This is a genomic window from Streptomyces sp. CB02058 (genome assembly GCF_001905505.1).
GTDB lineage: Bacteria > Actinomycetota > Actinomycetes > Streptomycetales > Streptomycetaceae > Streptomyces.
The window spans coordinates 494,859-515,181 of sequence record NZ_LIPG01000005.1 but is presented as its reverse complement, the minus strand read 5'-3'; the positions used below and the strand labels follow the sequence as shown (position 1 = coordinate 515,181).

Below are 20,323 nucleotides of genomic sequence, written 5' to 3'. Positions count from 1 at the left end.
TCCACACCTCCATCCATCCGCTCCTCCCTCCCTCTCCTCTGCACCGCAGCCACCAGAAAGGTTCCGGGCCGGCCATGGCGCTCTCCCTCTACGTCGACACCGCGCGCTGGCGGGCGCACCAGAAGTCCGTCCTGGACCAGTTCCCCGGTCTCGTACCCGTCTGCAAGGGCAACGGATACGGCTTCGGGCACGAGCGGCTGGCCGACGAGGCGATCCGCTTCGGATCCGACACCCTGGCCGTCGGGACCACCTACGAGGCCGCCCGCATCAAGGACTGGTTCAGCGGCGACCTGCTGGTGCTCACGCCCTTCCGCAGGGGTGAGGAGCCGGTGCCGCTGCCCGACCGCGTCATCCGTTCCGTCTCCTCCGTCGACGGGGTGCACGCCCTGGTGGGCGCGCGGGTGGTCATCGAGTGCATGAGCTCGATGAAGCGCCACGGCGTGAAGGAGGAGGAGCTGGGGCAGCTGCACGCGGCCATAGAGGACGTACGCCTCGAAGGCTTCGCGCTGCACCTGCCGCTCGACCGCACCGACGGTTCGGACGCCGTCGAGGAGGTCATCGCCTGGATGGACCGGCTGCGCGCGGCCCGGCTGCCCCTGCACACGATGTTCGTCAGCCACCTGCGGGCGGAGGAGCTGGCGCGGCTCCAGCAGCAGTTTCCGCAGACCCGCTTCCGCGCGCGCATCGGCACGCGGCTCTGGCTCGGCGACCACGAGGCGACCGAGTACCGCGGCGCGGTGCTCGACGTCACGCGTGTCGTCAAGGGCGACCGGTTCGGCTACCGACAGCAGAAGGCCGCGTCGGACGGCTGGCTGGTCGTCGTCGCCGGCGGCACCTCCCACGGCGTCGGCCTGGAGGCGCCGAAGGCCCTGCACGGCGTGATGCCCCGCGCCAAGGGCGTCGCGCGCGCCGGACTGGCCACGGTCAACCGCAACCTGTCACCGTTCGTCTGGGCGGGCAAGCAGCGCTGGTTCGCCGAGCCTCCGCACATGCAGGTGTCGATCCTCTTCGTGCCGTCCGACGCGCAGGAGCCGAAGGTCGGCGACGAACTGGTGGCCCATCTGCGCCACACCACCACCCAGTTCGACCGCCTCGTCGACCGGTAGACCCGGCCCGCCCCCTCAGCCCGAGGAGGCGGCTCCGCCCGCCCTGCCCCACTCCACCCGCGGTCCCTCGACCGCGGGTTCGGCATGTGGGGGCGGCTGCGGATGCGTCTGCCCCAGGGCCACGCGGTCCGGCGCCCCGTCGAGCACTCCGCCCGACGGATCGTCGGACCCGTCGCGCCGCACGGGGTCCCGCTCCGGCATCAGGATGTCCCGGACGATCACGGCGCACAGGTACAGCGTTCCCAGCAGATGCAGGATGATCGCGACCTGGTAGCCCTCCTGCGGCAGTCCCTGGTGCTTGTCGCCGCTGGTCGTGTACGCGAGGTAGAACCAGATCCCCAGGAAGTACATGACCTCGCAGGCCTGCCAGACGAGGAAGTCCCGCCAGCGGGGCCTGGCCAGCGCGGCCAGCGGGATCAGCCAGAGCACGTACTGCGGTGAGTAGACCTTGTTCGTCAGGATGAAGGCGGCCACCACCAGGAACGCGAGCTGGGCGAAGCGCGGCCGGTTCCTGGCGGACAGGGCCAGCCCCGCGATGCCCGCGCAGAGCACGATCATCAGCAGCACCGACGCCGTGTTCACCGTGTCGACGTCGATGGGCCGGCCGGTGCGCTGGGTGATGATCAGCCAGAACGATCCGTAGTCGATCTGCCTCTCCTGGCTGAACGTGTAGAACTTCTTCCACCCCTCGGGGGCGTACAGCATGACCGGGAGGTTCACCAGCAGCCAGGACGCCGCGGCGCCGAAGAGCGCCACCCCGTACGCCCGCCATTTCCCGGCCCGCATGCACAGCACAAGCAGGGGGCCCAGGAGCAGGACGGGATACAGCTTCGCGGCGGTCGCCAGGCCGATGAGGACGCCGAAGGCGAGCGCCCTGCCCCGGGACCACATGAGCATCGCCGCAGCCGTCAGCGCGACGGCGAGCAGGTCCCAGTTGATCGTCGCGGTGAGCGCCAGCGCCGGGGCCAGAGCGACCAGCAGACCGTCCCAGGGCCGGCGCCTGTGGGTGCGGGCGACGCACAGGGCGAGGATCACCGCGCAGACCATGAGCATGCCGGCGTTGACCATCCAGTACATCTGCTCGCGCTGCTGGATGGAGTCCGACGAGGGCGTCAGTGTGAGCCAGGACGCGACCTGCATGAACAGGCCGGTCAGTACCGGGTACTCCAGATACGCCATGTCGCCGCTGAGCCGGTCGAAGTACGGCACGAGCCCGTCGGCGAAGCCGCGCCCGGCGAAGAGGTGGGGGATGTCGGAGTAGCACGCGTGCGTGTACTGCGAACTGGTTCCGCGGAACCACGCCCAGTCGTAGCAGGGGATCTTCTGCACCATGCCGAGTGCGAACATCCCGATCGCCACGAGCACGATGACGCGCACCGGCGTGAGCGGCCCCGATCCGAACCGCGCCCAGCGGCCCGCGGGCCCGCCGAACAGCTCGCTGCCCGCTGCGGCGATCTCGTCCTGTCGCGTGGGCGGTACGACGGACGGCTCCTGGTGCACGCTCGTGTCTTCTGCGCTTGGCATGCCGCACATCCTGCCGTACGGCGCTGTGTGCGGGCGTGGGCCACGTACGGACACACGAGAGGGCCGTCGGCACCTGGCAGGTGCCGACGGCCCTCGTCGTGCGTGTCCGGCCCGTCTGCGCGGGCTCCGGAGCGCGGTGGCCTCAGCCACCGCCCTCCGGGTCGCTACCCGCCGCCTCCGAAGATCCCGCCACCGCCGTTGCCGTTGGCGTTGCCGTTCGTCGTACTGCCTTGCGTCGTCCCCTCGGTCGTCCCCTCGGCGGTCCCTTCAGTAGTCCCCTCCGTGGTTCCTTCCGTGGACCCCTCGGTGTTCCCTTCCGTGGACCCCTCACTGGTCCCGCCGTTGTTCCTGCACTCCCAGTCGAGCGGCGCGCACGTCTCGCTCGGCGAAGGGGTCGGGGAGGTCGGGGAGGGCGGCGGGGTCGTGGGCATCTCGCTGGACTCCGACGGCGAAGGCGTCGGACTGGGAGTCGGGCTGGGGCTGGCCGCGCCGCCTCCGTAGACCGTTTCGCCGAGGGGTTCGGGCTTGGGGAAGGCCTTGACCTTCGTGCCCTTCACCGCGTCGGCCATGTAGTCGTGCCAGATCTGCGCGGGGAACGAGGCACCGTGGATCTTCTCCTCGCCACCCGTCCCGAACATCTCCAGGAACTCACGGTTCTTCTTGGTCTCGTCGTCGTCCAGCCGGAACATGCTGACGGCCGTGGACAGCTGCGGCGTGTAGCCGACGAACCAGGCCGACTTGTTTCCGTCGGTGGTACCGGTCTTGCCGGCCACGTCACGCCCTTCGAGCTTGGCCGGCGTGCCGGTCCCGTTCTCGACGACGTTCTTCAGCACGTCGGTGACGTTGTCCGCGATGGCGCTCGAGAACGCCGCCTTGGTCTCCGTCTTGTGCTGATAGATGACCTCACCCAGGTGCTTCACCTCCGAGACCGAGAAGGGCTCACGCTGCTTGCCGCTCGTGGCGAAGGTGGCGTACGCGCCCGCCATCCGGATGGCACTCGGCGAGGAGGTACCGATGGAGAAGGAGGGATAGTTCGAGTCTGCCAGGTACTGGTCGTCGCGCAGGCCCGCGGCGAGCGCGGCCTCCTTCACCTTGTCGGTGCCGACGTCCATGCCGAGCTGGACGTACGGGGAGTTCGCGGACTCCTGCATGGCGTAGCGCAGGGTGATCGGTCCGTAGTCGTGCTGGCCGTCGTTGGTCTGGAGCCAGTCGTTCTGGTCCTTGTCGCGCCAGACCTCACCGTTGTACGTCTTGATCTGGAGCTTGTTGTCGCCGTTGTAGACGCTCTTCGGCGAGACGAGGGTGCGCTCCGACTCGCTCTGCTCAGCGGTACCTTCGGGGTCGCGCTTCCCGTACTGCATGGCGGCCGCCAGTACGAACGGCTTGAACGTCGAACCGACCTGCGCGCCGGTCGCGTCGGCGTTGTTGGTGTAGTGCTGCGTCGCGTCCTGGCCGCCGTACGTGGCGACGATCGCGCCCGTCGCGGTGTCCACCGACGCGCCGCCGAACTCGACGTGCGAGTCCAGGTCGGGGCGCTCCTTCTCGTCGATCTTGGCCTTGTAGACCTTCTCGACCGACTTCTGGAGCTGCTTGACCTTGTTCTTGTCGAAGGTCGTGTGGATCTCGTAGCCGCCGAGGGCCAGTTCCTTCTCTGTGATGTTCTGGTCGTTGTGCGCCAGGAAGTACTTCGTGGCGAGATCGACCAGGTAACCGGTCTGGCCGCCGAGCTTGGCGTCCGTCCTCTTGGCATCGGGCATCGGGAAGGTCTTGAACTTGGCGCGCTCCGCGGCGCTCAGCCGGCCGTCCTTGACCTCCTCGTCGAGGATCCACTTCCAGCGCGCCTTCGCCCGCTCGGTGTTCTTCTTGGCCGTGGCCTGCACCGGGTCGACATCGGGAGCACCCGCGGGGTCGTAGTAGCTCGCGCCCTTGAGCAGCGTCGCCAGGAAGGCGCACTCGCTCGCGTTCAGGTCCTGGGCGTCCTTGCCGTAGTACGTACGCGCCGCGGCCTGAAGTCCGGAAGCGCCGCGTCCGTAGTAGGAGACGTTGAGGTACCCGGCCATGACCTCGTTCTTGCCCACGGTCTCGCCGACCTTGAGCGTGATGAAGAGCTCCTTGACCTTCCGGCTCAGGGTCTGGTCCTGGGTCAGGCGGGAGTTCTTCACGTACTGCTGGGTGATCGTCGAACCGCCCTGGGTCTCACCGCCCTTGGCCATGTTCCAGACCGCGCGCGCGATACCCATCGGGTCGATGCCCCGGTCGGTCTCGAACGACTTGTTCTCGGCGGAGATGACGGCGTTCCGCATCGCCACCGGGATCTGGGCGTACTCGATCTCCTGGCGGTTGACGGACCCGCCCGTGGCGACCATCTCCGTGTCGTCGGCCCAGTAGTAGACGTTGTTCTGGGCCTTGGCGAGGTCGTTGATCTCCGGCGGCACCACCAGCGCGTACGCGATGCCGGCCGCACCCATCATGAGACCCAGGAAGCCCAGGCAGAGGCCGGAGACCAGCTTCCACGAGGGCACCCACCGGCGGGCGCCGTACTTACCGGCCCGCGGGTAGTCGATGATGCGCTTCTTGCCGGAGTCCCCGCGGCCCCGGCCGCGGCCTTCCTGGCCTGCGCCGTCGCCGCCTCCCCGCCGCCTTCCTCCGCCTCCGCCTCCACCGCGCTGTGCGGCGCGGCGGGCCTCGGCACGGCCTCCGTACGTCGGCTCATCGCCGTATGCGCCGGAAGGTGATGATTGTGTTGCTCTGCGTGACGCATCGGTGCGACGTCCAGCAGGCTGTTGGGCGGCTCGTCTGGCCGCTGCGCGCCCGCCACCTTGCGGTTGCGGCGCTTTGCGACGGTGCTCGCTCATCGAACGACTACTCCTCGGGCAGGCGAGAGCGCCTGGAAGCGGCAGTTGAGATCCGGTCCCCCCGAATTACGGACAAGCCCTGCGGAAGGCTCACCCGCAGTACATCCGGCAGTCCGCGATAACTGACGCTCGGCGGCGTCTCACGGTTCCCGGTGGTCTGCATGCCGCACAGACTACGCACGGTCAAAAACCTCCGGGGACCGAACTTCACCCCAAATAACGCAAGTCACTCCCTATGAATCCTTTGATGTGACGCCGCTCACGAACCGCCCCCTTGTCGAACATCACGGGCCGATCTATCGTGCTGATGTATCGAGTCGATACATCAGCACGGCATAAGGTGGGCCCACCGGCCCCGCGGAAGCACGAGGCGAAGGAGGAGGCGAAGGTGAGCAGACGCTCCGGCATCCTCGAATTCGCCGTACTCGGCCTGCTCCGCGAGTCCCCGATGCACGGATACGAGCTGCGCAAGCGCCTCAACACATCCCTGGGGATCTTCCGCGCCTTCAGTTACGGCACCCTCTACCCCTGCCTCAAGACGCTGGTCGCCAGCGGCTGGTTGATCGAGGAGCCGGGGAGCGTTCCGGCGTCGCCGCCGGCGACGAGCCGCGGGGTCGCCCCCGCGTCCTCGCTGGCCGGGCGTCGCGCCAAGATCGTCTACCGGTTGACGGCTGAAGGTAAGGAGCACTTCGAGGAGCTGCTCTCGCACACCGGCCCCGACGCCTGGGAGGACGAGCACTTCGCCGCTCGCTTCGCCTTCTTCGGGCAGACGGAGCGCGAGGTGCGGATGCGCGTGCTCGAAGGGCGCCGCAGCAGGCTGGAGGAGCGCCTCGAGAAGATGCGCGCCTCTCTCGCCCGCACCCGTGAACGACTCGACGACTACACGCTTGAGCTGCAGCGACACGGCATGGAGTCCGTGGAGCGCGAAGTGCGCTGGCTGAACGAGCTCATCGAGAGCGAGCGTTCGGGACGGGATCAGCGACGATCCTCGCCCGAGAGCTCCCCTCAACAGGACACAACAGGAGCGACGGGCGGCCTGCCCCGGCACCGGGACAACACCCGGCCGGATCCGTCCGACGACACCAAGTGAAATCCCCACGGAGCCGCAAGGTGCCGTCGGGGAACACCGAGAACACACAGGGAGCAATCGGCATGGGTTCGGTTCGCGTAGCCATCGTCGGCGTGGGCAACTGCGCCGCCTCACTGGTGCAGGGCGTCGAGTACTACAAGGACGCCGATCCGGCCGGCAAGGTGCCCGGTCTGATGCACGTCCAGTTCGGCGATTACCACGTGAGCGACGTCGAGTTCGTCGCCGCCTTCGACGTCGACGCGAAGAAGGTCGGCCTCGACCTCGCCGACGCCATCGGCGCCAGCGAGAACAACACCATCAAGATCGCCGACGTGCCGAACACGGGCGTGACCGTTCAGCGCGGCCACACCCACGACGGCCTGGGCAAGTACTACCGCGAGACGATCGAGGAGTCCGCCGAGGCCCCCGTCGACATCGTCCAGGTCCTCAAGGACAAGCAGGTCGACGTCCTCGTCTGCTACCTGCCCGTCGGTTCCGAGGTGGCTGCGAAGTTCTACGCGCAGTGCGCCATCGACGCCAAGGTCGCGTTCGTCAACGCCCTCCCGGTCTTCATCGCCGGCACCAAGGAGTGGGCGGACAAGTTCACCGAGGCCGGTGTCCCGATCGTCGGCGACGACATCAAGTCCCAGGTCGGCGCCACCATCACGCACCGTGTGATGGCGAAGCTCTTCGAGGACCGGGGTGTCATCCTCGACCGCACGATGCAGCTGAACGTCGGCGGCAACATGGACTTCAAGAACATGCTCGAGCGTGAGCGCCTCGAGTCCAAGAAGATCTCGAAGACGCAGGCCGTCACCTCGCAGATCCGTGACCGTGAGCTCGGTGCGGACAACGTCCACATCGGCCCCTCGGACTACGTGGCCTGGCTGGACGACCGCAAGTGGGCGTACGTGCGCCTCGAGGGCCGCGCCTTCGGTGACGTTCCGCTGAACCTGGAGTACAAGCTCGAGGTCTGGGACTCCCCGAACTCCGCCGGTGTCATCATCGACGCCGTGCGCGCCGCGAAGATCGCCAAGGACCGCGGCATCGGCGGCCCGATCCTCTCCGCCTCCTCGTACTTCATGAAGTCCCCGCCGGTTCAGTACTTCGACGACGAGGCCCGTGAGAACGTCGAGAAGTTCATCGCCGGCGACGTCGAGCGCTGATCCGGTCGGACACCGCTTCTCGCTGTGAGGGGTCCCGGGGCAATCCGCCCCGGGACCCCTCACATGTGTGACCCTTGCCCACATGCCTGTCGTGCGTGATCTGGGCGTACTCCTGCGCCTTCGGAACTTCCGTCGCCTGCTCGCCGTACGACTTCTCTCCCAGTCGGCCGACGGGGTCTACCAGGTCGCGCTCGCCACGTATGTCGTCTTCTCCCCGGAGAACCAGACGACGCCGGGGGCCATCGCCTCGGCCATGGCCGTGCTGCTGCTCCCGTACTCACTGATCGGCCCGTTCGCCGGAGTCCTCCTCGACCGCTGGCAGCGCCGCCAGGTCTTCCTCTACGGAAACCTCCTGCGGGCGGCCCTGGCCTGCTGCACGGCCCTGCTGCTCCTGAGCTCCGTCCCGGACTGGCTCTTCTACGCCTCTGCCCTCTGCGTCACCGCCGTCAACCGCTTCGTGCTGGCCGGGCTGTCGGCTGCCCTTCCACGGGTCGTCGACACCGAACGGCTCGTCCTCGCCAACTCCATCTCGCCGACGGCGGGAACGCTGGCGGCCACCGCAGGCGGCGGGCTGGCCCTCGGCATCCGGCTGCTGACCGACGGGTCCGACGCCGCCGTGGTCCTGCTGGGGGCAGCCCTCTACCTCCTCTCGGCGCTCGCCTCCCTGACCCTGCCGCGCAGGCTCCTGGGGCCCGACGAGGACGAGCACCATGTGCGCCTGCGCGAGGCACTGACCACCACCGCGCGAGGGCTGGTCGCGGGGTTGCGCCATCTGGCCGAGCGGCGGGACGCGGCGCACGCGCTGGCCGCCATGACGGTGTTCCGCTTCTGCTACGGAGCGCTCACCGTCATGCTGCTGATGCTGTGCCGCTACGCCTGGTCGGACGGTGAGTCCGACGGCCTGGCTCTGCTCGGCCTGGCGCTCGGCACCTCCGCCGCCGGGTTCTTCGTGGCCGCCCTGATCACACCCTGGGCCGTGGGGCGCTTCGGCCGCTACGGCTGGATGGCGTGCTGTGCCGGATCAGCCGCCGTTCTGGTACCGGCACTGGGACTGCCCTTCGCCCCCGTACCGATGCTGGCGGCAGCGTTCGTGCTCGGGCTCGTCACCCAGGGCGCGAAGATCGCGACCGACACCGAGGTGCAGACCTCCGTGGACGATGCCTACCGCGGCCGGGTGTTCTCGCTCTACGACGTGCTGTTCAACGTCGCCTTCGTCGCGGCCGCAGCGATGTCCGCCCTGGTGCTGCCCCCCGACGGGCGTTCCGCGCTCGTCGTCCTCGTCGTGGCCGTGCTCTACGCGCTCATCTCGGTGGCGATGCTTCGCAGGCGGCGGGCAGGGAGGGCGCTCCAGCGCGCCGAGGGCAGGGAATGAGCGAGGGGTGGTGTTTCACGTGAAACACCACCCCTCGCCCTCGCGGTCGGTCATGTTTCACGTGAAACATGACGGGCCGCCGCGCTCTCAGTCCTGCGCGGCCCACCACTCCTTGAGAGCGGCGACCGCCGCATCGCGGTTCATGGGCCCGTTCTCCAGGCGCTGCTCCAGCAGGAAGGAGTAGGCCTTGCCGATCAGGGGCCCAGGACCGACGCCGAGGATCTGCATGATCTCGTTGCCGTCCAGGTCCGGCCGGATCGCGTCCAGCTCCTCCTGCTCCTGCAACTGCGCGATGCGCTCCTCGAGACCGTCATAGGTGCGCGACAGGGCGTTCGCCTTGCGCTTGTTCCGTGTCGTGCAGTCCGAGCGCGTCAGCTTGTGCAGCCGGTCCAGCAGCGGTCCCGCGTCCCGTACGTACCGGCGCACCGCGGAGTCGGTCCATTCGCCGTCGCCGTATCCGTGGAAGCGCAGATGCAGCTCCACCAGCTTCGAGACGTCCTTGACCATGTCGTTGGAGTACTTGAGCTCGGTCATCCGCTTCTTGGCCATCTTCGCCCCGACCACTTCGTGGTGATGGAACGAGACGCGTCCGTCCTTCTCGAAGCGGCGCGTCCTCGGCTTCCCGATGTCGTGGAGCAGGGCCGCGAGGCGCAGGACGAGGTCCGGGCCGTCCTGCTCCAGGTCGATGGCCTGCTCCAGAACCGTCAGGGAGTGCTCATAGACGTCCTTGTGGCGGTGATGCTCATCACTTTCCAGGCGCAGCGCGGGGAGCTCGGGCAGCACCTGGCCGGCCAGCCCCGTGTCCACGAGCAGCCCCAGCCCCTTGCGGGGGTGCGCGGAGAGCAGCAGCTTGTTGAGCTCCTCACGAACACGCTCGGCCGAGACGATCTCGATACGCCCCGCCATGTCCGTCATCGCCGTGACGACATCCGGGGCGACATCGAAGTCCAGCTGCGCGGCGAAGCGAGCCGCGCGCAGCATGCGCAGCGGGTCGTCGGAGAAGGACTCCTCAGGGGTGCCGGGAGTGCGCAGGACACGCTGCGCCAGGTCGTCGAGGCCGCCGTACGGGTCGATGAACTCCTTCTGCGGCAGCGCGACGGCCATGGCATTGACCGTGAAGTCGCGGCGCACGAGGTCTTCCTCGATCGAGTCGCCGTAGGAGACCTCCGGCTTGCGCGAGGTCCTGTCGTACGCCTCCGACCGGTAGGTCGTGACCTCGATCTGGTAGCCGTCCTTCTGCGAGCCGACCGTGCCGAACGCGATGCCGACCTCCCAGACCGAGTCGGCCCAGGGCCGAACGATCTTCAGTACGTCCTCGGGGCGCGCGTCGGTCGTGAAGTCGAGGTCGTTTCCGAGCCTGCCGAGCAGCGCATCGCGGACCGATCCTCCGACCAGGGCGAGACCGAACCCGGCCTCCTGGAATCGGCGGGCGAGGTCGTCGGCGACGGGGGACACCCGCAGCAGTTCGCTGACTGCGCGGTGCTGCACCTGACTCAGTTCACGGGGGCTGTCTTCGTTGGCGTTCGGCACAACAGAAAAGGGTACGTGCACCGACCGGCCCGGGCGTCATCGATTCTTGCGGCCCTGCGAGACTCTCCCGATCATGTGGCACGGTCCCCGGCACTCAGCCCTCGGGCGCATCGTTACCATGCGGGGACGCAGAGACCGGCAAGACCGATACCAGCTGACGACGACGAGGGACGGATACGCGTGGCCGAGGCGGCAGACTTTCAGGGGATGAATCCCTCCCCTGCCCGCCGGTGGCTCCGGCGCACAGCCTCCTTGATCGTCGGGGCGCCGCTGGTCGCCGGCCTCCTGGCCGGTCCCGCGGCCCCTTCCGCGCAGGCCGAGGGGGTGGCCAAGGCCCCCACCGGCTCACGCACCGTGGCTGTGTCCCTGGACACGCTCTCACCCAGCGCGCCCGTCGAAGGCGACACCCTCAGCGTCTCAGGCACCGTGACCAACAAGGGCAAGAAGACGATCACGGACGCCGAGGTCGACCTGCGCGTCGGGCCCCGGCTGTCCGGCAGGACCGCGATCGACGAGGCCGCCAAACGCACCGGGTACCAGCCCGGGAGCGACCCGGCCAAGCTCGGCGGCTCGTACTCGGTGAAGATCGACAAGCTCACCTCGGGCGTCAGCCAGGACTTCACGCTCACCGTGCCGGTGAACAAGCTGGGACTGGACGACGCGGGCGTGTACCAGCTCGGGGTCTCCATCACCGGCAGGACGACCGACTACACCTACGACCAGGTGCTGGGCATCCAGCGGACCTTCCTGCCCTGGCAGCCCGAGGACTCCGAGAGCAGGACCAAGCTGACGTTCCTCTGGCCGCTGATCGCCTCGGCGCATGTCACCGCCGAGACGGGGTCCGACGAACAGCAGACCCCCGTCTTCGCCGACGACGATCTCGCCATGGAACTCGCTCCCGGTGGCCGGCTGGAGCAGATGGTGTCGCTGGGCCGTCAGCTCCCCGTGACCTGGGTGATCGACCCGGATCTGCTGGCCTCGGTCGACGCGATGACGAGGAACTACCGCGTCCGGATCGGTGACACCACCGTCGCCGGGACGAACCAGGCCGTCGCCAAGAAGTGGCTCACGGCTCTGGAGGCGGCCGTCAAGGACGGGAAGGTGGTGGCTCTGCCGTTCGCCGACCCGGACCTGGCCTCGATCGCCCACCGGGGCAAGAACGTCTCGGGAACCCTGAGCCACCTCCAGACGGCCACCGAGGTGGCGAGCACGACGGTGGAGACCGTGCTGCACGTGAAGCCGTCCACCGACTTCGCCTGGCCGGTGGACGGGGCGATCGATCCCTCCGTCGTCGACGTCGCCACCTCGGCCGGCGCGCACAAGGTGATCGCCCGCAGCGACAGCCTCGAAGAGACCGCCGGACTGCTCTACACACCGACCGCTGCCCGGCCGATCGGCGGTGGCACCACCGCGGTCGTCTCCGACTACAGGCTCTCCACGGCGTTCACTGGCGATCTGGCGAAGGCCGGCGCATCCACGCTCGCCGTCCAGAAGTTCCTCGCCCAGACCCTGGCGCTGACGGAGCAGGACGCCGACAAGGAGCGCAGCATCGTCGTGGCGCCGCAGCGTGCGCCCACGGCCGCCCAGGCACAGTCCATGGCGCGCGCCCTCCAGGCACTCACCTCGGAACGCTGGACCCAGCCCCTCGACCTGATCGCGGCGGCCGACCAGAAGCCGGACTCACGGGCCACCACCAAGGTCCCCAGGGCTTCCCAGTACCCGAAGAAGCTCCGCAGCCAGGAGCTGCCCACCCAGGCCTTCCAGGACATCCGGACGACCCAGGACTCGCTCGAGAGCTTCCAGGTCATCCTCACCCAGCCCGACCGGGTGGTGACCCCCTTCGGGAACGCGGTCAACCGCTCCATGTCGACCTCGTGGCGCGGCAGAGCGCTGGAGGCTCAGCAGTATCGCGACGCGGTCCGCACCTATCTCCAGGGCCTCACCAACGAAGTGCAGCTGGTCCCGAAGTCGGACGTGACCCTGTCCGGGCGCAGCGCGACGATCCCCGTGACGGTGCAGAACAAGCTCGTCCAGGGTGTCGACCACCTGGTGCTCCGGCTGACCTCGGGCAACGCCACGCGCCTCAAGCTCAACGACGGCGGAGCCGTCGCGGAGAAGCCGATCGAGATCGGGGGCGGGCACAGCCAGTCCGTGAAGTTCGACGCCTCCGCCAATGCCAACGGGCAGGCGCAGGTCACGGCGCGGCTCTTCACCGCGGACGGCGTGCCGTACGGCGAGGAGATGACCTTCACGGTGAAGGTCTCGGAAGTGACGCCGACCGTGCTCCTGGTGATCGCCGGCGGGCTGCTGCTGCTGGTCCTGGCGGGCATCAGGATGTACACCCACCGCAAGCGCACCGTCGCCGGCGGGGCGGAGGAGAACGACGGCGGTGAACCCGAGCAGCCGAGTGACCCGACGCCGGACACCGGTCCGGAAAGCGGGAACACGTCGGGCCCGGGTGAGAAAGTGGACCGTTGAGCGATGTCTGTCGGGGCCGGTCGGCCGGGGACAATGAGGTGGGGTTTCGATGAACGCGCCGTACGACGGTGACCGCGGCCAAGGCGCGGGCGGAGCTGGGTCTTCCAGCGGTCCGCCGGTGCCACCTGGCGGTGGCGAGCACGGGGAGACACCCGACCCGTACTTCCAGCACGCGTACGACCACGATCCGTACCGTGCCCAGGACCTCGCCGCCCAGGACCCGGTCGCCGAAGCGCTCTACGACCGCGCCTCGCACCCCCCGCCGCCTCCGGGCACCTACCAGGAGCCACAGGCGCTCTACCAGCAGCCTCCCGCCGCCCAGCACGCCCCGGACCCCCGGATCTGGGCACAGACGCCTCCACCGGAGCCCGCAGGCCCTTCCCGGCACCTTCCCTACGGGGACAACGCCGCCACCACCCAGTACGTGGGAGTCGACGACCTGGTCACCCAGGCGTCCGACGACCGTGACGACCAGGACGCCTTCGCCCACCTCTTCCGCGACCAGGAAGGCTCCGGCAGGCCGCCCGGTCCCCCTGCCGAGCCGGAAGCGGCTCCGGCGCCCGTGCCGCCCAAGTCCGGTGGCCGTGGCGCCGGAATACTGAAGTCCAGTGCGCTGATGGCGGCCGGCACCCTGGTGTCCCGGCTCACCGGCTTCGTCCGCAGTCTCGTGATCACGGCCGCGCTGGGCGCCGCACTGCTCGGCGACAGCTTCACCATCGCGTACACCCTGCCCACGATGATCTACATCCTCACCGTGGGCGGCGGGCTGAACTCGGTCTTCGTCCCTCAGCTCGTCCGGTCCATGAAGGACGACGAGGACGGTGGCGAGGCGTATGCCAACCGTCTGCTGACCCTCGTCATGGTCGCGCTCGGTGTGATCGTCGCGATCGCCGTGTTCGCGGCGCCGTGGCTGATCCACATGATGTCGCCGACCATCGCGAACGATGCCGCGTCGAACAGCGTCGCCGTCGCCTTCGCCCGCTACTGCCTGCCGACCATCTTCTTCATGGGCGTCCATGTCGTCATGGGCCAGATCCTCAACGCCCGCGGACGATTCGGCGCGATGATGTGGACCCCGGTCCTCAACAACATCGTCATGATCTTCACCTTTGGACTGTTCATCTGGGTCTACGGCACCTCGGCCGAGTCCCGGATGGGTGTGGAGACGATCCCGCCGGAGGGCGTCCGGCTGCTGGGTATCGGCACACTCCTCGGTCTGATCGTCCAGGCGCTGGCGATGGTCCCGTATCTCCGTGAAGCAGGGTTCCGCTTCCGCCCCCGCTTCGACTGGAAGGGCCACGGGCTCGGAAAGACGATCAGGCTGGCGAAGTGGACGGTCCTGTTCGTCCTCGCCAACCAGGCCGGCGTCATCGTCGTCACGCAGCTGGCGACCTCGGCCGGAAAGCTCTCGGGCAAGGACGGAACCGGTTTCCTCGCCTACTCCAACGCCCAGCTGATCTGGGGCATGCCGCAGGCGATCATCACCGTCTCGGTCATGGCGGCCCTGCTGCCCCGTATCTCCCGCGCCGCCCACGACAACGACCCCGGTGCGGTGCGCGACGACATCTCGCAGGGGCTGCGGAACTCCGCCGTGGCGATCGTGCCGGTCGCCTTCACGTTCCTGGCGCTCGGACTGCCGATGTGCACGCTGCTCTATGCCTCCAGCGGCACCGAGGCGGCACGCTCCATGGGCTTCATCCTGATGGCGTTCGGACTCGGCCTCATCCCGTACTCCGTGCAGTACGTCGTGCTGCGTGGCTTCTACGCGTACGAGGACACCCGCACGCCCTTCTACAACACGGTCATCGTCGCAGCGGTCAACGCGGCGGCCTCCGCCCTCTGCTACGTGATTCTTCCGGCCCAGTGGGCAGTCGTGGGTATGGCGGCCTCCTACGGGCTGGCCTACGCGGTCGGCGTCGGCATCGCATGGCGCAGGCTGAGCAACCGGCTCGGCGGCGACCTCGACGGCGCCCGCGTGGTGCGTACCTACGCGCGCCTCTGCCTGGCGGCGATCCCCGCGGCAGTCATCGGTGGCGGCATCGGATTCGCTCTTCTCCGTGTGCTCGGAGAGGGAGCGGGCGGCTCGGTCGTGGCCCTGGTCTGCGGCAGTGTCGTACTGCTGGGTGTCTTCTTCGTCGCGGCGAAGAAGATGCGGATCGAGGAGCTCAACGGCATGGTCGGCATGGTCCGGGGACGACTCGGACGCTGAACAGGCTCCGAGCAGCACAACCATCGCCGGACACCGCGTGTCGTGCATAGCGCCGGAGTGTGGGCACAATTGGCGTGACTGTGCAGAGCTGGCTGGCATCGCGCAACGGATGGGGAGGCAGGAACGACGGTGGCGGAACGTAGCACGGCTGCTGTCGACGTGGCCGACAACAGCGGCGACGAGCCGCTGACCGCCAAGGCGGACGCGGCCACGACCGACGGGACGGCGCAAACCCAGGACGACAAGGGCGCGAGCTCGAAGGACACGGCGGAGAGCGGGCGGGACGGCTCGGCCGCCGTTCCGGCGTCGCCCGATCTGCACAGCGGGCACAAACTGGCCAGACGCTACCGCCTCGAGGAGTGCGTCACCCGGCTGGACGGATTCAGCAGCTGGCGCGCCGTCGACGAGAAGCTGCGCCGCGCGGTGGGGGTCCATCTGCTCCCCGCCGACCATCCGCGCGCCCGCTCGGTGCTGGCCGCGGCCCGCTCCTCCGCGCTGCTCGGTGATCCACGCTTCGTCCAGGTCCTGGACGCCGTGGAGGAGGACGACCTCGTCTACGTCGTCCATGAATGGCTCCCCGACGCCACCGAGCTCACGGCGCTGCTCGCCGCCGGGCCCCTGGAAGCCCATGACGCCTACCAGCTCGTGAGCCAGATCTCCCAGGCCATGGCCGCGGCCCACCGGGAGGGGCTCGCACACCTGCGCCTCACTCCCGGCGCCGTACTGCGCAGCTCGACCGGGCAGTACCGCATCCGCGGCCTGGCAGTGAACGCCGCACTGCGTGGCATCACCGCCGACCAGCCGCTCCGTACGGACACCGAGGCCATCGGCGCGCTCCTCTACGCCGCCCTCACACGGCGCTGGCCCTACGAGAGCGACGCGTACGGCCTCTCCGGGCTCCCCAAGGACCTGGGCCTGATCCCGCCGGACCAGGTACGGGCCGGCGTCCACCGCGGCCTGTCCGAACTGGCGATGCGCGCGCTCGCCAACGACGGCGCCACCGCTTCGCGGCAGGAACAGCCGTGCACCACCCCTGACGAACTGGCCAAGGCGGTCGCGGCCATGCCGCGCATCCTCCCCCCTGAGCCCGCTTTCACCGCCCCGCCCGAGTACCAGCGCACGACGTACCAGCAGGGCACCTACGGGCGCCCGTCGGCGCGGCCCCCGTCCACCACGCAGCCGGTGATCGCGGTTCCTCCGCCTCCTCTGCAGAGCCGCACCGGCAAGGCACTCAAGTGGGCGGTCTCCGCCCTGCTCATCGCCGCTCTGGGCCTCGGCAGCTGGCAGCTGGCGGAAACCGTCCTCGACCGGGGCAACGACTCGGGAGAGCCGACCCCCACACAGACCACCGGTGACGAGGACGGCGGTGACGACAACAACGCCGTCGCTCCCAGCAAGCCCCTCACCATCGTGGGGGCCCAGGACTACGATCCGCTGGGCGCCGACGGATCCGAGAAGCCCGCCTCGATAAAGAACGTCTACGACGGGGACGCAAGCTCCTACTGGAACACCGACGGCTACTTCAGCGCCGACTTCGGCAGGCTCAAGGAAGGCGTCGGTGTCGTTCTCGACCTCGGCGAGGTCCAGGAGGTCGGCAAGGTCGACGTGTCCTTCCTCGGCGGCAACACGTCCGTCGAGCTGAGGACCACCGAGGACTCGTCCGTCCCGCACATGCCCGACGGCTTCACCAAGGTCGCGCAGGGATCCGGAACAAAAGTCTCCCTCAAGCCCGACAAGCAGGTGAAGGCGCGATACCTTCTGGTCTGGCTCACCAAGTTGCCGTCGAGTGACGACGGGAACTACCGGGGCAAGATCTCGGATATCAAGGTCACCAGCTGACGGCACCAGGGGAGGGGGCTCACCGTTGAACGACGCCAGATTCGCCGACATCAGCGACCAGGATCTTCTGGCCCAGCACGTCGCAGGCGAACCGGACGCGTTCGGTGAGCTCGTTCGGCGGCACCGTGACCGCCTCTGGGCCGTGGCGATCCGCACGCTCGGGGACCGCGAGGAGGCCGCCGACGCCGTGCAGGATGCCCTCGTCTCCGCGTTCCGCGCGGCGCACACCTTCCGGGGCCAGTCCGCCGTCACCACCTGGCTGCACAGGATCACCGTCAACGCCTGCCTGGACCGTGCCCGCAAAGCAGCCTCGCGCAAGACCGCGCCGGTGGACGACGCCGAGCGGCTCGATCAGCTCCTGGAGCCGCACGAGTCCGCCGAGGCACCGGCCGAACGACAGGACCTGCACCGCGAACTCCTCGCGGCCCTCGCCACTCTGCCCGCCGAGCAGCGTGCTGCCCTCATCCTGGTGGACATGCAGGCGTATCCCGTCGCCGAGGCGGCCCGCATCCTCGACGTCCCCACAGGGACGGTGAAAAGCCGCTGCGCGCGAGGACGGGCCAGACTGCTTCCTCTGCTGACTCATCTGCGCAGCAACAGAGGGGACAGCGGGGACGGCACCATGGAAAGGAACCGCACACGGGGGACATCCGTCCCACCGGCGTCAGGACCAAGAGATGCAGGCGACGGCAATCCTGCGGCTGTGAAGGGTGGAGGTGGGCTCGCATGACATCCACAGCCGACACGGCTCAGCACCCGGAAGTCGAGGAGATCTCCGACCTCACCGAAGGCCTCCTCCCGCCGTCCCGCGAGACGGCGCTCCGCCGCCACCTCGACACCTGTGAGCAGTGCGCCGAGATCCACGCCTCGCTGGAAGAGATCCGCTCACTGCTCGGGTCCATGACCGCCCATGAGCCCATGCCCGACGACGTCGCCGAGCGCATTGACGCCGCCCTGGCAGCGGAAGCGGCCGTTGCGCCGGACACGGCCCCCGCTCCCGATGTGCCGACCTCGGTGGTTCATGTTTCACGTGAAACACAGGAGCTCGCGGCAGAGGGAACCGTCGCGCCCAGGCCTGCGGGGCGCCCTCGGGGCTCCACCGGCCCCGGCAGGAACCCGGCCAGGCGCCGTCGCCGCACAGTGTTCCTGGGGACCGCGTTCGGTGCGGCTGCCGTCGGCATGAGCGTCCTTCTGTTGCAGACGGTCCAGGACTCGACCGGTACGTCGGCCGATCAGGGGTCCAGCGCGGCCGAGAAGAGCGTGGCAGATTTCTCGGAACGCACGCTCGAAGGCCAGGTCCATTCGCTCCTGCGCGGAACGACGGCATCCGAGACCCCTGGTGTCCCGGACGAGCCCTCCGCGGACACCAAGTCGTCCCCCCAGGGCATGTCCCCCGACGCCGCGTCCACCCGCACTCCTCTTCTTACCCCCGTCGTGGTTGTCCCGCCGTGTGTCCAGCAGGGCACCGGCCGGGAAGCCCCGGCGCTGGCCGTCGAAGAGGGCAGGTACCAGGGCACGGACGCCTTCCTCGTCGTACTGCCTCACGCGACCGACTCCAGCCGTGTACAGGCCTACGTGGTCGACGCCGCGTGCGTGGACTCCGCCCCCGCGACCAAGGGCCGGCTGCTGCTCACGGAGTCCTACACACGCCCCTGAGGACCGCGCCAACAGCCGGTCCGGGACTTCGGGAATGCATGCCCCGTAGGATCCGTTGGGTGGGGTGAGAGTCGTGGAACCGACCCCAGATGGCAGTAGGCAGTCTGCAGAGACGAGGAAGAACCCGTGAGCGACGTCCGTAATGTGATCATCATCGGCTCCGGGCCGGCTGGTTACACCGCCGCCCTGTACACCGCTCGCGCGTCGCTGAAGCCGCTGGTGTTCGAGGGTGCCGTCACCGCCGGCGGTGCACTGATGAACACCACCGACGTGGAGAACTTCCCGGGGTTCCAGGACGGGATCATGGGCCCCGAGCTCATGGACAACATGCGTGCCCAGGCCGAGCGCTTCGGCGCCGAGCTGATCCCCGACGACGTGGTCTCCGTCGACCTCTCCGGCGACGTCAAGACGGTCACGGACACCGCGGGCACAGTTCACCGCGCCAAGGCCGTCATCGTCACCACGGGCTCCCAGCACCGCAAGCTCGGCCTGCCGAACGAGGACGCGCTCTCCGGACGCGGCGTCTCCTGGTGCGCCACCTGCGACGGCTTCTTCTTCAAGGACCAGGACATCGCCGTGGTCGGCGGCGGCGACACCGCGATGGAGGAGGCGACCTTCCTCTCCCGGTTCGCCAAGTCCGTCACCATCGTCCACCGTCGTGACTCCCTGCGTGCCTCCAAGGCCATGCAGGAGCGCGCCTTCGCCGACCCGAAGATCAAGTTCGCCTGGGACAGCGAGGTCGCCACGGTCCACGGGGACCAGAAGCTCTCCAGCCTCACCCTGCGCAACACCAAGACCGGCGAGACCTCCGAGCTTCCGGTGACCGGCCTGTTCATCGCCGTCGGCCACGACCCCCGCACGGAGCTCTTCAAGGGCCAGCTCGACCTCGACGACGAGGGCTACCTCAAGGTCGCGGCTCCCTCGACGCGCACCAACCTGAAGGGTGTCTTCGGCGCCGGCGACGTGGTCGACCACACCTACCGTCAGGCGATCACCGCGGCCGGTACCGGCTGCTCGGCAGCACTCGACGCCGAGCGCTTCCTGGCCGCGCTCTCCGACGAGCAGCTTGCCGAGCCGGAGAAGACCCCGGCAGTCTGACTGCCACCCCCTAGACCCCACACCCCGCGAAGTTAAGGAGGCCGCCGTGGCCGGCGCCCTGAAGAACGTGACTGACGACTCCTTCGATGAGGACGTCCTGAAGAACGACAAGCCCGTCCTGGTGGACTTCTGGGCCGCTTGGTGCGGTCCGTGCCGCCAGATCGCGCCTTCGCTGGAGGCCATCGCGGCTGAATACGGCGACCAGATCGAGATCGTCAAGCTCAACATCGACGAGAACCCGGCCACCGCAGCCAAGTACGGCGTGATGTCGATCCCGACGCTCAACGTGTACCAGGGCGGCGAGGTCGCCAAGACGATCGTCGGTGCCAAGCCGAAGGCCGCGATCATTCGCGACCTCGAGAGCTTCATCGGCGAGTAACAGCGGCACGCTGTTTCACGTGAAACGGGCCCACCCTTCGGG

The 20,323-nt window shown here is 68.7% G+C and carries 14 protein-coding genes; 11 read left to right on the top strand and 3 right to left on the bottom strand.

Annotated features, from left to right (window positions below):
- Positions 1-74: 74 nt before the first annotated feature.
- A complete protein-coding gene (locus AMK10_RS27185; RefSeq protein WP_073750712.1) occupies positions 75-1,106 on the top strand; it encodes an alanine racemase in 1,032 nt (343 codons plus the stop codon).
- Positions 1,107-1,121: 15 nt separating this feature from the next.
- Here the strand turns inward: AMK10_RS27185 and AMK10_RS27180 are convergent, their stop codons facing one another.
- Both AMK10_RS27180 and AMK10_RS27175 read right to left on the bottom strand, forming a co-directional pair.
- Positions 1,122-2,630, bottom strand: a complete 1,509-nt coding sequence (locus tag AMK10_RS27180) for a glycosyltransferase family 87 protein (protein ID WP_073750710.1) — start codon at positions 2,628-2,630, stop codon at positions 1,122-1,124.
- A gap of 164 nt (positions 2,631-2,794) precedes the next feature.
- Positions 2,795-5,485 carry a transglycosylase domain-containing protein gene (locus AMK10_RS27175; protein ID WP_079180883.1) on the bottom strand — a complete coding sequence of 897 codons (2,691 nt, stop codon included), beginning with the start codon at positions 5,483-5,485 and terminating at the stop codon, positions 2,795-2,797.
- A 388-nt stretch (positions 5,486-5,873) separates the two neighbouring features.
- Between AMK10_RS27175 and AMK10_RS27170 the strand changes: the two genes are divergently transcribed.
- The 3 genes from AMK10_RS27170 (at position 5,874) to AMK10_RS27160 (ending at position 9,092) form a co-directional block, all read left to right on the top strand.
- Positions 5,874-6,575, top strand: coding sequence for a PadR family transcriptional regulator (locus AMK10_RS27170; protein WP_073751043.1), 702 nt, complete (start codon positions 5,874-5,876; stop codon positions 6,573-6,575).
- A gap of 62 nt (positions 6,576-6,637) precedes the next feature.
- Entirely contained in the window at positions 6,638-7,720 is a 1,083-nt protein-coding gene (locus AMK10_RS27165) for an inositol-3-phosphate synthase (RefSeq protein ID WP_073750708.1), read from the top strand.
- Between the two features lie 82 nt (positions 7,721-7,802).
- Complete coding sequence (locus AMK10_RS27160) at positions 7,803-9,092, top strand: MFS transporter (RefSeq protein ID WP_073750706.1); 1,290 nt, start codon at positions 7,803-7,805, stop codon at positions 9,090-9,092.
- Between the two features lie 87 nt (positions 9,093-9,179).
- Here the strand turns inward: AMK10_RS27160 and AMK10_RS27155 are convergent, their stop codons facing one another.
- Positions 9,180-10,622, bottom strand: a complete 1,443-nt coding sequence (locus AMK10_RS27155; RefSeq protein ID WP_073750704.1) for a CCA tRNA nucleotidyltransferase — start codon at positions 10,620-10,622, stop codon at positions 9,180-9,182.
- A 180-nt stretch (positions 10,623-10,802) separates the two neighbouring features.
- Between AMK10_RS27155 and AMK10_RS27150 the strand changes: the two genes are divergently transcribed.
- From AMK10_RS27150 to trxA, 7 genes are all read left to right on the top strand, one after another.
- Positions 10,803-13,100 (top strand): DUF6049 family protein, encoded by a 2,298-nt coding sequence (locus AMK10_RS27150; RefSeq protein WP_073750701.1) that lies wholly within the window; start codon positions 10,803-10,805, stop codon positions 13,098-13,100.
- A gap of 49 nt (positions 13,101-13,149) precedes the next feature.
- A complete protein-coding gene (gene murJ, locus AMK10_RS27145) occupies positions 13,150-15,309 on the top strand; it encodes a murein biosynthesis integral membrane protein MurJ (RefSeq protein WP_073750699.1) in 2,160 nt (719 codons plus the stop codon).
- A gap of 129 nt (positions 15,310-15,438) precedes the next feature.
- The gene (locus tag AMK10_RS27140; RefSeq protein ID WP_073750697.1) at positions 15,439-17,148 is read left to right on the top strand and encodes a protein kinase family protein; all 1,710 of its coding nucleotides are present in this window, start codon (positions 15,439-15,441) and stop codon (positions 17,146-17,148) included.
- Positions 17,149-17,173: 25 nt separating this feature from the next.
- Positions 17,174-17,878 (top strand): RNA polymerase sigma factor SigM, encoded by a 705-nt coding sequence (sigM, locus tag AMK10_RS27135; protein ID WP_073750695.1) that lies wholly within the window; start codon positions 17,174-17,176, stop codon positions 17,876-17,878.
- Entirely contained in the window at positions 17,875-18,804 is a 930-nt protein-coding gene (locus tag AMK10_RS27130) for a hypothetical protein (RefSeq protein WP_073750693.1), read from the top strand. The genes sigM and AMK10_RS27130 overlap by 4 nt, the downstream gene beginning before the upstream one ends.
- A 126-nt stretch (positions 18,805-18,930) precedes the next feature.
- Positions 18,931-19,902: a thioredoxin-disulfide reductase gene (gene trxB / locus AMK10_RS27125; protein WP_073750691.1), complete on the top strand. Its 972-nt coding sequence runs from the start codon at positions 18,931-18,933 to the stop codon at positions 19,900-19,902.
- Positions 19,903-19,948: 46 nt separating this feature from the next.
- Complete coding sequence (trxA, locus tag AMK10_RS27120; protein ID WP_073750689.1) at positions 19,949-20,281, top strand: thioredoxin; 333 nt, start codon at positions 19,949-19,951, stop codon at positions 20,279-20,281.
- Positions 20,282-20,323 lie beyond the last annotated feature (42 nt).